This window comes from Streptomyces sp. NPDC054863, from assembly GCF_053610825.1.
Map to the genome: position 1 here is coordinate 1 of NZ_JBSGZD010000019.1, position 10,919 is coordinate 10,919.

Sequence of the window (10,919 nt, forward strand, 5' to 3'; positions counted from 1 at the left end):
CTCCCGGTGGGGTCCGGTACCCGGGGGTGTGCGTCAGGAGAAGACGACTGAACGCACGGTGAGGCGTTCGGAGCCGCCTCCGGTGCGGGGGCGCAGGGAGAAGTAGGCCTCGCCCTGGCAGTCGGCCTCGGCGAAGACCACCGCTGTCGCATCGGTGCGGTTCTTCGGTGAGTGGGCGGGGGGCAGGTCGTTGGAGTCGGCGCCGTGGAGGTTGATGCACTGGTCACTGGGCGGGCTGTTGAGGAAGCCGACCGCCTCGTAGCCTTCGTCGGTCAGGTAGGTGTACCGGAACTGCCCCTCGGCGGCCTGGGCCGAGGCGGGGAGGGACAGAGCGAGCGTGAGGGCTCCGAGCGCGGCAGCGGCGGAACGGCGAAGACGCATGAGGAAGGCTCCTGGGACAGGGGTGTACGGAGAGCCTGAGTCTGTCCAATGGGCGCGGCCGGCGCCCGCAACTGGCCGGGGACGACGGCCTGCTGTACCCCGTTCAGCCCTCTGAGTCCCAGTGCATCCGGGGCTGACGTGGCGCCGCCGGACAGCGTCGGGCGCGTGCCGGAAACGCCCTGCCACGGCGAGCGGGCCGGTCGCCCTCGGACTGCTGCAGCCGCGCCGGTGCCCGCGGTCTGACCGCGGCTGCCGACGGCGGCGCCGGGGTCCGCGTGCGGTCAGACGTCGCGGTGGTTGCCCTGGGTGTCGCAGGGCAGTTCCTGGGGGGTGTGGTGGGCGAGGAAGTCGCGGGTGGCCTGGCGTTCGGCCTCCTCGGTCGCGGTGGGGTGGACGTTGATCATTCCGCCGAGGGGCCGGTCGACATGGCGGATGATGCACAGCGTGGTGGTCAGCAGGGCGGTGATCAGCGACAGAGTGACGATCTGCCCGCGGTCCCCTGGGTCTGGCGCTCTTCGCGTTCCTCGGAGCGCTTGTGGTCGGCGCTGACGAGCAATCCCGAAGACCGGTTTGCCCGCGACCTCGTGGAAGACGCGGCGCAAGTCGGTCGACCACACGCTGGGGCGGGTGAACTGTCCCCGTCGGCCATGGCGGGCCAATCCTGGGTGTACACCGCGCGGGCGCAACAGACGGCGTCGGCCTGGACCTTGGTGCGTTGGGCAGCGGGGGCTCACTCGGCGCTCTCCACCAGCTGGTCCAAGGCGCGGTCCTCGCCGCGGGAGGCGACCGCGGCCTTGCCGTAGGAGCCGTTCGCGGTGACCAGCACGAACGCCAACAGCAGCACGGTCAGGGTCAGGAGAGGGCCGACGAGTTCTTTCACGGCCATTCCCGCGTCGTCGTCCTCGGCGATGAGCCGGAGCCGCAGATACCGGTTGGTGGCCAGACCGCACAGCAAGGCCCAAAGCCCGACAACGATGACAAGAAGTATGACCGGACATCTCCAACCGGGGCAGGGGCCTCGAAAGTTCGGGGCCAGAACTCCATTCCCCCCTTCCGTCCGTCTCCCTGAACAGCAGAAACGTCTCCGCTGCCCCGAACGGAAGATGCCCGTTTCGCCAGCAGGGCCCTCAACTCCGGGTGTCGCAGCGGCTGGTGGGCAGAGTCGCTCGGGCCCCCGAGTGCACCGGTGCACGCGCCTCACACAACCGGCCGACCAGCGGCGCGTGCCGACACGTTGGAGCGCGCCCTCGACGAAGGGTCAAATCGGATCATGCATCACATAACTCGGTATACCTGCACGCTTCGAGGTGGTGCTCCCGCTAGGAAGTGGATCTCCTTCTACCCTGACCGAGGAGCCCCCCCGTGCTGCGTCGTCGAAGCGCACGTGCACCGCGAATAACGGCGTACGCCCGTACCGCGCCGCCTCTACCGTGCTTGCAGCGCCGCCCTGGCACGGGTGATCCGCGGTTCGTTTCGGCGCTCCCTAAGAGGTCAGGCCAGGAAGGGCGGCCGGGGGGCTCAGTGGGTGTCAGCCGATGACGGGGGTGTGTGAGACGCGGTGGCGTTGGTTCTCGAAGATGCGGACGCGGTCCTCGCGGAGGTCCATGGTGACTGCTGCTCCGTAGGGGATGACCGTGACGGTGAGGTCGGGCCGTTCCTGCTCGATGACGCTCTTGGCATGGGCGGACTTCTTGCCGACGAGTTCGGGCCACTCGCTCTTGCCGCCCTGACCGCCGAGACCGGCCTTGAGATCATGGTCTGCCGCATGCCGCCGGGCACCTCGAAGTGGAACAAGATCGAGCACCGGCTGTTCTCCCACATCTCCATGAACCGGCGTGGCCGCCCACGGACCAGCCGCGACGTCATCATCGACAGCATCGCAGCGACCCCCACCCGCACCGGGCTGACTGTTCACGCCGAACTCGACCCCGGCACCTACGGCACAGGCATCAAGATCACCGACAGCGACATCGACGCCCTGCCTGTCACAGGCACCGCTTCCACGGAGACTGGAACTACACCCTGCGGCCTCGACCCGACGTGACCGCCGCGGTCCAGAGCCCGCCGCCGGCCAGCATTTCCTCCCCGCAGCCCTGCACCGGCTCTCTGCGCAGCCCAGAACTCACCGGCATGCCCGAACCTGCGCTGGACGAGCTCATCGGCCAACTGCCACAGCCACTTGCGGAGTTGCGTGAGCGAGCCCGGTTCCAACAGCGAGGAGACGAGCGGGTCCGTGCTCGTGGGGCAGGGGGCCAGGACAAGCTGACCACCTCAAGCAGGGTGCCGGCCACCGTGCTCCACCGACGCAAAATCGGCACCCGAGACCTGCTGGCTCAACTCTTCGGAGTCAACGGCAGCACCTCACCAGGGCCATTCACCAAGTCCAGCCCCTCCTGGCCGAGCACGGCCGTACCAACAGCATCCCCACAAAGATCAAACCGGCACGTTAATTTCCGTCAGGCCCTTAGCGGTACCGGATCAAGTGCAGGGCCAGCAGTCCCGTTTCGTCCGGTACGAACGGTTCGTCCGACGAGCCGTCGACGAGGACCACCCCCGATTCCGTGGTCAGCGCCGTCACCAGCAGGCCCACCGCCTCGCGGCCCCGGCCGTCCGTGCGGCGGGCCCAAAGCAGGGAGCGCGCGCCCGGCGGGAGCGTGTCGGCTGCCGTCACCGCGGACTGCCAGGTCCGGTGGTCGGACGTGGCGAGCACGGGGCCCAGCTCGTTCAGCGTCGGCTCGAACCAGTACGCACGGCCGGGCGCCGGCGGCAGCGGGAAGGCGTCCGTGCCCACCTGGCCGCCCCGGTCCCAGTGAGCCAGCCAGGCCCACGGCATGGAGTTGGGCAGATGGAACGGGGCCGTCGGCTCCTTCGGCACGACGACCGTCGCGTCCAGCGGGACGTCCTGCCAAAGCCCCTCGCGCAGATGCCGCCGGGTGTCGCAGGAGAACACCCAGCCGCGCTGCGTCTCGTCGCCGGGTCCTGGCTCGACCAGCTCGACCTCACCGCCGTACGCACTGTCCAGCCACTGCCGTGCCTTGTCGCGTGCCGCCTCGAAGTCGAGCGCGTCCCGTTCCCAGGGCGCGCGGTCCTGCTGCGGTACGGCGCGGAGGAGGAGCAGTTCGCGCACGTGGTCGGTGTCCAGCCGGGCCAGTGACGAGGTCAGGCCGTCGAGGAAGACGACCTGCCCCTTGTTGTTGTGGGCGTAGAGCAGGTTCCCGGTGATCTCGTGGCCGCCGGCCTCACGCCGTACCCACACCACTCCTCGGGTGTCGGGCCCCGTCTCGGCCATCGCCTTGACCGCGTCGTCCCAGCTGCTCACAGGTACGGGTACGAACTCCGGGAAGTAGCGCCGCCGCAGCCGGCTCCACCAGCCGGGTGCCTCGTCGGAGGGCTGCCACGGCAGGGGTGTCGACGGGCCGCCGCCGATCATCGCGTGCAGCGTGACGAGGCATCCGCGGGCGTTGATGCGGCGCGGCTGGTGTGCCGCGCGGGCGAGGGCCTCGTCCTGCGACGCCGCGGGGGCGAGGTCCTGGAGCGGGGCGCTCGGCGACGGGTGGAAGGGCCGGCTGCCGTCCTTGGGCACCACGACGGACGCGGCGAGCATGGGCGTCTGCGGGTACCCCGGCTGGTGCAGGGTGCGGCAGGCGAACAGCCATCCCACCGGAGTCTCGTGGACGGGCTCGGGGACCTGGAGCTCGACCAGCCCCTGGTAGGTCTCGTTCAGCCAGGCCGCTGCGCGCGGGGAAGGACTCATCACGGTTGCTCGTTACTCCTTGGGCGGCCAGTCGCCCGAGGCGCGCCGGCTCATGTAGTCCTCGACCGGGAACACACTGGGGGGGAAGTGGGCCTTGCTCCCGTCGTGCGGAACGACGACGACGCTGGTGACCGGTGACTGCAGCCAGTCCCCGGAGTCGATGTGCTCCTGGAAGTCGAAGCGGACCACCCAGCCGTAGGGGTGGTCGACGCTCCGCTCCGGAACCATGACCAGGGAACCTGCCTTCTCCGGATAGACCCGCTGGAGAAGCACGGCGGCAGCGTCCACCGCTTCGGCTCTGCTGAGCATTTACGGAACCCCATTCTTGTACGGGACGTGCATGATTTCCTTGACGTTTCTCTCCAGGGTGCCCAGTGCTCCGCTCTGCCCGTCGAGGAAGGCGACGCCGTGCGGGGTGTTCACCGCGTTGAAGAAGTGCCCGGAGTCACCGCGTCCGATGAAGACCGCGCTTCGCGCGCCCTCTCCTCTGGCCTGGAGATCGCGAATGACGTCATCGTAACTGTCGGCCCTGTGCCAGGCGGTCGACGGATCCTTGACCCCGAGCTGCCCCACGTCCAGGTGGCCGGGGCCCTCGCGCCGTGCCGCGCTGACTTCGACGCCGTCCAGCCGGCGGTCCACCGTGATGGTGGTGTGCGCGCAGTTCTGGGTGTAGCCGTCCTCCCAGCGGTTGTTGATGTCCTTGAGCCACGGGTACTGCTCGTCGACGAATTCCTTGGCCCTCTTCGGGTCCACGGAATCGGCGTGGATGGCCTTTTCCTTGACGTGGTCCGTGGACCGGGCCAGGTCGCTCCAGTCCTTCGGGGCGCCGCCCGCCAGTTCGTCGGCGGCCTTCGCCCCCTTGGTGGCCGCGTTGGAGGCGGCGGCCTCGATGCCCTGCTTGGCACCGAGCCGTGCGCCACTGCGGGCGAGCCCCGCGCCCTTGGTGCCGATGAGTTCGGGGATGAGGCGGCCGACGAACTCGGAGGGGTCCTTCTTGAAGCCGTCGACGGCGGCGGTGACGATGCGTTCGGGGTGGGCGGCGGTGGAGACGAGACCGGAGAGCGTCATGCTGACGTTCTGCAGGTACGCGGCCGGGTGCGTGAGGTTGTAAGGGTCCGTCGGGTTGAGACCGCGTACGAAGTTGGCCAGGCCCGCGGTGCCCTTGAGCGCGCCGCCGACGACGTGGGTGAGTTCGGTGTTGACCGCCTGGAAGCCGTCGACGACGTTGTTGCCGAGCCGGTCGAGGGGCGGGGGCTCGGCGGGGGCGTGCGCGAGGGCCTCCTTGACCTTGGCCCTGGCCTCGGAGGCCGCGGTGTTGCGCTGGTTGCGGGCGTTGCCCAGCTTCTCCCTGGCCGCCTGGATGTCGGACTTGCCGGGGTCCTGGAACGGTTCCGGCACCGGTCCCGGGTCCTGGTCCGCCTTGATCTTCGCGTTGTAGGCGTCGATCTTCTTGTTGTACGCCTCCACCGCTTGCTCGGAGGCCTTCTTGCCCTTCTTGTACAGCTCGATGGCTTCCTTGGCCTGGTCCTGGGCCCACTTGACCGTGCCCGCGTAGGCGTCCAGGGCGCCGGCCGCCTTCTCGCAGGCGTCGGAGGCGTGCAGCCACTTGGTGGGGTGCATCGAGAACTTGCCGCGGAAGGCGTTGGCGCCCTTGCCCAGCCAGTTGCTGGAGTCGACCTTCTTCATGCCCTGGCCGACGTTCTCGAAGGCCGTGTGGAAGTCCTTGAGGTGCTTGCCGCTCCTGCGGATCTTCGTGGGGTTGCCGTGGACGAGTTCGTCGGCGTCCTCGGTTTCGCCGAGCTGCTGTTCGCCGGGGGTGGCACCGAGGTCGGAGGCGACCCCGTCGCCCCAGTCCTCGACGGCGTCGGCGGCATCGTGCAGACCGACCTTGTCCAGCCCGTCGCCGAGCCTGTCGGTGCCCCAGTCGACGCCCTCGCCGAGGAGCTTCTTGCCCTCGTCGAAGCCCTCCTCCAGCTTGCCGAGCCCGTCGTTGACACCGTCCTTGAGGGCCCCGCCGACGTCCTTCAGACCGTTGCCGAGGTCGCCGAGAACTCCCATCAGCCCTCACCCCCGGGGGCGGCCTTGGCACGCTGCTCCGGCGAGGGGCCGAAGGTGTCGTCGAGCATCCGGTCGTACTGTGCGTCGGTGACGCCCATGGCGCCGTGCAGGTTCTGGGGGCCCAGCCCCATCGGGCCCATGGTCTGCGAGGTCATCACGTCACGGCCGGCGTCCTTCCAGCCCTGGGCGCTGTTGGCCATGGCCTGGTCGAAGGACTCCTTGCTGTAGTCCGCGCCGCCGAACGCACCGGACTTGGCGATGTCGCCCCAGCCCTGCTTGACGACGTCCTCCTCGGAGGCGTACGGGTTGCCGACCGCGGCGTTCGCGACGACCTTGAAGGTGCCCTCCACGTACTGCTCGGTCTCGTAGTACGTACCGGCGGACAGCCCGACCTTCTGCGCGAACGAGTTGCCCTCGTTGACCAGCGAGCGCACTCCCCACTCCCAGCGCTCGCAGAACGAACCGAACTCCTCGGTGAGCCCCTGGTCGCCGAGGTCGAGCCCGGACAGGGCGATGTCGCCGAAGCCGCGCCCTGCCCCGGCCGCGCCCACCATCCCGAGCTCCTTCAGCTCGGCCAGTGCCCCGGTCAGCCCCTTTTTGACGAGATCCAGGCCGTCGGCCTTCAGACTCTCGTTCACGCCGCCGCTCACGCCATGTTCCCCTCGTACTCGTCACGGCGGTACTCGTCACGGTCGACCGCCACCTCGTCCGGTACGACGCCCACCACCGGCGGGAAGACCATTCCGTCCGGACCGTCCGCGCAGTCGAGCGCCACCCCGCAGGGCACACCGGCCGCCGGTACCGCGATGTCCAGCAATTTCGCGCCCAGGACCCTCTGGTAGGTCCACTCCTGGCGGTAGGCGTCACGGGCCTGCGCATAGCGGGCCAGGGCCCGCTCGTCGGAGAACGCCAGCAGGAACCGCAGACCGCCGAAGTCCGCGGTCAGCAGGCCGCGTTCACCGCCCGGGCCGGGTTCCGTGCCCAGCGGCACCAGGACCGGCGTCTGCCGGAACTCCGCCAACAGCTCGGCGAAGGCCTGCTGTCGGGCCTCCGCCTCGGCGGCCTCGGACGCGTCTGCGGTGTCGGCCGCCCGGGGATCGTCGGACGCCTGCGCAACCTGCTGCTCTCCGGCCACCGGCCGGGCAGCCATCTCCGTGTATCTGGCTATTTTGGACTTGTTGGCCTCTGCGGCCGGCCTGCCGGGCTCCACCGGCTGGACCATCTCCGCGTATTCGGCCAATTTGGACCGGCGTACCGGCTCGCCCGTTGCTTCCGGGCCCACCCCGTCCCCCCGTTCCGTATCACGTCAGAGATCTGCACACCCGCCTCTTGGCGATCTGCACGGGGGCCACTTTCTCATCACCCTGTTCGGACGCGACCCCCACCCCGATCATCAATTCGATTTGATGTGATTCGGGATGCCGGACACTCGACTCCGGACACTCCTCGGGCCGTCTGTCGGTGGACGGGTGCAGACTGCCACCCGTGACGGCGGGGGCCGGGCGACGGCGGTCGGCAGCGACGCGGATGTAGGGGAGCCGTGGCGCGCACTCGCCCTCGCTCCGCCCCGGCCGGCTGGTCGGCCCGGCCGCCCGGTCAGGGCAGGAACCTGTCCGCCAGCAGGCGGGCGATGGCCCAGTCCTGCATGGCGACACCGACGGTCTTGAAGACGGTGCGCTTGCCGCGCGGCGGCTCGGCGGCGGTCAGGGCGGCGCCGAGTTCGGTGAGGTCGTCCACGGTGAGGACCCCGGCCTTGAGCGCATGCAGGATCTCGCCGGACTCCTCAAGGACCGCCTCGCGCTCATCGACGATCACGGTGCTGTCGGCGAGGAGTTCGTCGGGCAGTTCGCGCATGGTGGGACGGAACGCGCCGATGGCATTGACGTGAACCCGGGCGGGCAGGGCCCGTGCGGTGAAGAGCGGGCTGGTCGCCGGGGTGGCGCAGCAGACGACCTCCGCGTCGCCGACCGCGGACTCGGGATCAGTGGCCGTACGGATCCGCGTTCCGGTCAGTTCGGGGGCAAGTCTCTGCGCGAGGGCGTCGGCACGGCGGGGGTCGGTGTCCACCACGGTCAGTTCGCGCAGCGGGCGCACGGCGTGGACGGCGCGGACCTGGTCGGGGGCCTGCGCGCCCGCGCCGATGAGCGTCAGGCGGCTCGCGTCGGCGGGCGCGAGGAGGTCGGTGGCGACGCCGACGGCGGCGCCGGTGCGCAGGGTGGTGACGGTTCCGGCGTCGGCGATCAGCGTGTCGGTGCGGCCGGTCTCGGTCCACACCACCGTGCCGGCGATGGCGGGCGTCCGGTCGAAGTTCAGGCTCAGCGTCTTGATCATGGCGGAGGCGGTGGCCCGGTGGTGGGCGTTCATCACGAGGAACTGTCCGTCCCGCATGGCGGTGCGGGTGGGCATCTCGAACTCGCCCGCGGCCAGATCGATGAATCCGCTGCGCACCGCGTCGATGGCCGCCCGCATGGAGACGGCTTCGCGGATCTCCTGGGGAGAGAGGGTGATGAACTGCATGGCGACTCCGCAGGGTGTGGTGGGTTCGCAGGCTGTCGCGCTCAGCGCGGGGCGGGCTTCGCGACCGTGACGGTCAGTAAGGTATAACACCTTACTCAAATCCGGCAGGCCGGCGGCCGGAGGTTCCGTGTTATGTATGAGCGGTGACAGCCTCCCGCCCCGCCGCCGGACCCTCCACCCGTCTGAAGTCAGTGAGCCTGCGTGAACAGGCCCGCGAGGAGCTGCGCACCCGGATCGTCCTCGGACAGATCGAGCCGGGCGAGGTACGCAGCGTGATCAGCGTCGCCGAGGAACTCGGGGTGTCCATCACGCCCGTGCGCGAGGCCGTGATGGATCTGGCGAACCAGGGGATGGTCGAGGTCATCCGCAACCGGGGCTTCCGGGTGCCGGTGCTGAGCGAGCACGACCTGGACGAGATCTTCCGCATCCGTACGCTGCTGGAGGCGCCGGCGATGGCGGATGTCGTACGGATCCTGGACGGGGCTCCGGTAGCGGAGTTCCGGCGCCTTGCCGAGGAGATCACCGACGCCGCCAGGAAGGGCGACCTGGCCACTTTCCTGGACAAGGACCGGCAGTTCCACCTCGGTCTGCTGGAACTCCTGGGTAACGGCCGCCTGGTGGCGATGGTGGCCCAGCTGCGCGACCAGGCCCGGATGCGGGGGCTGCGGAAACTCGCGGCCCAGGGTGAGTTGACCCAGTCCGGCGAGGAGCACATCACGCTGGTGGACGCGATCGAGGCGGGGGAGGCGGAGCGCGCGGTGGAACTGATGCGTGGCCACCTCGCCCACAGCCGTGGCGCCTGGGCCGGGCGCAGCGAGTCCGCTTCCTGACCACGCCCGTCGCTTTCCTGACCACGCCCGTCACTCAACCACGCTCCGCCACCACGCCGTTGACCAGTACTGGGTAATGTATTACACCTAACCCTGCGGATGACGAGAGTCCGAATTTCACGAGTGCCGTGCGGGTTCGCGCGGGCACGACCGCTGCGCGAGGAGACGCTCATCATGGCCAGGCGGCAGACCCTGACGATCAATACCGTCGACTACCACACGGGCGGCGAGCCCTTCCGTATCGTCAGCGAGCCGCCGGTCGCCATCGAGGGCGCCACCGTCGCCGAGCGGCGCGTCTTCGCCATCGCCGACCCGGAGGTCGACCACCTGCGCGAGCTGCTGTGCTCCGAGCCGCGCGGGCATGCCGACATGTACGGCGGGTTCCTCACCCCGCCCGATGACGAGGGCGCCCACTTCGGGGTGCTGTTCTGGCACAAGGACGGCTTCTCCACCGCCTGCGGCCACGGCTCGATCGCGCTCGCGGCCTGGGCCGTACAGACCGGCCGGGTGGAGCGCGACCCCTCGGGCACCACCACGGTCGTCATCGACGTCCCGTCCGGCCGCGTCACCCTGCACGTACGTACCGAGGGCGACAGCGGGAAGATCACCGGCATCGACTTCGTCAACGTGCCCGGCTACCGCCTGGCCGACCAGGTCGCCGTCGCCACCTCGCGCGGCGACGTCTTCGTCGACATCGCCTACGGCGGCGCGATCTACGCCCATCTCGACGCTTCTGCCGTCGGTCTGGCCGTCACGCCCGAGCACTACACCGACCTGATCGCGATCGGGCGGGAGGTGAAGCGGGCGCTCAACACAACCGAGCACGCCCGCCACCCCGTCGACGACCGCCTCAGCGGCATCTACGGCACCATCCTCTTCGACGACCTCGGCACCGACGCCGACGGCAATCCCCACCAGCGCAACGTCACCGTCTTCGCGGACGGCCAGGTCGACCGCTCGCCGTGCGGCTCCGGCACCTGCTCGCGGGTCGCCGTCCTGGCGGCGACGGGCGCCCTCAAGCTGGGCCGGACCCTCGTCCACGACTCGATCGTCGGCAGCCGTTTCACCGCGCGCATCACCGAGGAGCTGATCGCCGACGGCCACCGGGCCGTCGTCCCGGAGGTCACCGGGACGGCGTACCGCACCGGCGAACACCGCTTCGAGCTGGACCCTGACGACGACCTCGGCACGGGCTTCGTCCTGCGCTGAGACCCCTGTCCTCCGTCCCGGCCGGCGGGTGTCTGAGAAGCCTCGTTCAGGGCTGATCCCTCTCCCGCTCCTGGAGCCCCCAGTGCTGAGCCCGCCGACGAACAAGCCGCCGCTCTCGACGCCTTCCGCCAGGGTCACCCCCCGACCGCCCAGGCCGGCGCAGGCACCGG

General features: G+C 69.8%; 12 protein-coding genes and 1 pseudogene. 3 read left to right on the forward strand and 10 right to left on the reverse strand.

Features of this window, described 5'->3' with window-relative positions:
• Positions 1 to 33: 33 nt before the first annotated feature.
• The 4 genes from ACWGIG_RS06330 to ACWGIG_RS06345 form a co-directional block, all read right to left on the reverse strand.
• Positions 34 to 381: a hypothetical protein gene (locus tag ACWGIG_RS06330; protein WP_453320369.1), complete on the reverse strand. Its 348-nt coding sequence runs from the start codon at positions 379 to 381 to the stop codon at positions 34 to 36.
• A 281-nt stretch (positions 382 to 662) separates the two neighbouring features.
• The gene (locus tag ACWGIG_RS06335) at positions 663 to 998 is read right to left on the reverse strand and encodes a hypothetical protein (RefSeq protein ID WP_453320370.1); all 336 of its coding nucleotides are present in this window, start codon (positions 996 to 998) and stop codon (positions 663 to 665) included.
• 113 nt (positions 999 to 1,111) lie between these two features.
• Positions 1,112 to 1,336 carry a hypothetical protein gene (locus ACWGIG_RS06340; RefSeq protein ID WP_453320371.1) on the reverse strand — a complete coding sequence of 75 codons (225 nt, stop codon included), beginning with the start codon at positions 1,334 to 1,336 and terminating at the stop codon, positions 1,112 to 1,114.
• Between the two features lie 573 nt (positions 1,337 to 1,909).
• Positions 1,910 to 2,200 (reverse strand): serine protease inhibitor, encoded by a 291-nt coding sequence (locus ACWGIG_RS06345; RefSeq protein ID WP_453320372.1) that lies wholly within the window; start codon positions 2,198 to 2,200, stop codon positions 1,910 to 1,912.
• Between ACWGIG_RS06345 and ACWGIG_RS06350 the strand changes: the two are divergent.
• Positions 2,093 to 2,831, forward strand: a pseudogene (locus ACWGIG_RS06350) (ISAzo13-like element transposase-related protein); the annotation flags it as partial. The gene ACWGIG_RS06345 and the pseudogene ACWGIG_RS06350 overlap by 108 nt on opposite strands.
• 14 nt (positions 2,832 to 2,845) lie before the next feature.
• On the opposite strand, the gene ACWGIG_RS06355 reads toward ACWGIG_RS06350, so the two are convergent.
• The 6 genes from ACWGIG_RS06355 to ACWGIG_RS06380 form a co-directional block, all read right to left on the reverse strand.
• Positions 2,846 to 4,135 carry a YrhB domain-containing protein gene (locus ACWGIG_RS06355; RefSeq protein WP_453320373.1) on the reverse strand — a complete coding sequence of 430 codons (1,290 nt, stop codon included), beginning with the start codon at positions 4,133 to 4,135 and terminating at the stop codon, positions 2,846 to 2,848.
• A 12-nt stretch (positions 4,136 to 4,147) separates the two neighbouring features.
• Positions 4,148 to 4,444: a YrhB domain-containing protein gene (locus ACWGIG_RS06360; protein WP_453320374.1), complete on the reverse strand. Its 297-nt coding sequence runs from the start codon at positions 4,442 to 4,444 to the stop codon at positions 4,148 to 4,150.
• Entirely contained in the window at positions 4,445 to 6,193 is a 1,749-nt protein-coding gene (locus ACWGIG_RS06365; protein ID WP_453320375.1) for a putative T7SS-secreted protein, read from the reverse strand.
• The gene (locus tag ACWGIG_RS06370; RefSeq protein WP_453320376.1) at positions 6,193 to 6,843 is read right to left on the reverse strand and encodes a hypothetical protein; all 651 of its coding nucleotides are present in this window, start codon (positions 6,841 to 6,843) and stop codon (positions 6,193 to 6,195) included. The genes ACWGIG_RS06365 and ACWGIG_RS06370 overlap by 1 nt, the downstream gene beginning before the upstream one ends.
• Positions 6,840 to 7,433, reverse strand: coding sequence for a hypothetical protein (locus ACWGIG_RS06375; protein ID WP_453320377.1), 594 nt, complete (start codon positions 7,431 to 7,433; stop codon positions 6,840 to 6,842). Before ACWGIG_RS06375 ends, ACWGIG_RS06370 begins: the two co-directional genes overlap by 4 nt.
• A 356-nt stretch (positions 7,434 to 7,789) precedes the next feature.
• Positions 7,790 to 8,710, reverse strand: coding sequence for an ornithine cyclodeaminase family protein (locus tag ACWGIG_RS06380; RefSeq protein WP_453320378.1), 921 nt, complete (start codon positions 8,708 to 8,710; stop codon positions 7,790 to 7,792).
• A gap of 143 nt (positions 8,711 to 8,853) precedes the next feature.
• Here ACWGIG_RS06380 and ACWGIG_RS06385 point away from each other — a divergent pair, with 143 nt between their 5' ends.
• Positions 8,854 to 9,540, forward strand: a complete 687-nt coding sequence (locus ACWGIG_RS06385) for a GntR family transcriptional regulator (RefSeq protein ID WP_453320379.1) — start codon at positions 8,854 to 8,856, stop codon at positions 9,538 to 9,540.
• A gap of 174 nt (positions 9,541 to 9,714) precedes the next feature.
• Complete coding sequence (locus ACWGIG_RS06390) at positions 9,715 to 10,749, forward strand: proline racemase family protein (protein WP_453320380.1); 1,035 nt, start codon at positions 9,715 to 9,717, stop codon at positions 10,747 to 10,749.
• Positions 10,750 to 10,919: the final 170 nt, after the last annotated feature.

Coding starts and splice junctions, on each gene's coding strand:
- ACWGIG_RS06330 (WP_453320369.1), bottom strand. CDS start 381: ATGCGTCTTCGCCGTTCCGCCGCTGCCGCGCTCGGAGCCCTCACGCTC.
- ACWGIG_RS06355 (WP_453320373.1), bottom strand. CDS start 4,135: ATGAGTCCTTCCCCGCGCGCAGCGGCCTGGCTGAACGAGACCTACCAG.
- ACWGIG_RS06360 (WP_453320374.1), bottom strand. CDS start 4,444: ATGCTCAGCAGAGCCGAAGCGGTGGACGCTGCCGCCGTGCTTCTCCAG.
- ACWGIG_RS06365 (WP_453320375.1), bottom strand. CDS start 6,193: ATGGGAGTTCTCGGCGACCTCGGCAACGGTCTGAAGGACGTCGGCGGG.
- ACWGIG_RS06380 (WP_453320378.1), bottom strand. CDS start 8,710: ATGCAGTTCATCACCCTCTCTCCCCAGGAGATCCGCGAAGCCGTCTCC.
- ACWGIG_RS06390 (WP_453320380.1), top strand. CDS start 9,715: ATGGCCAGGCGGCAGACCCTGACGATCAATACCGTCGACTACCACACG.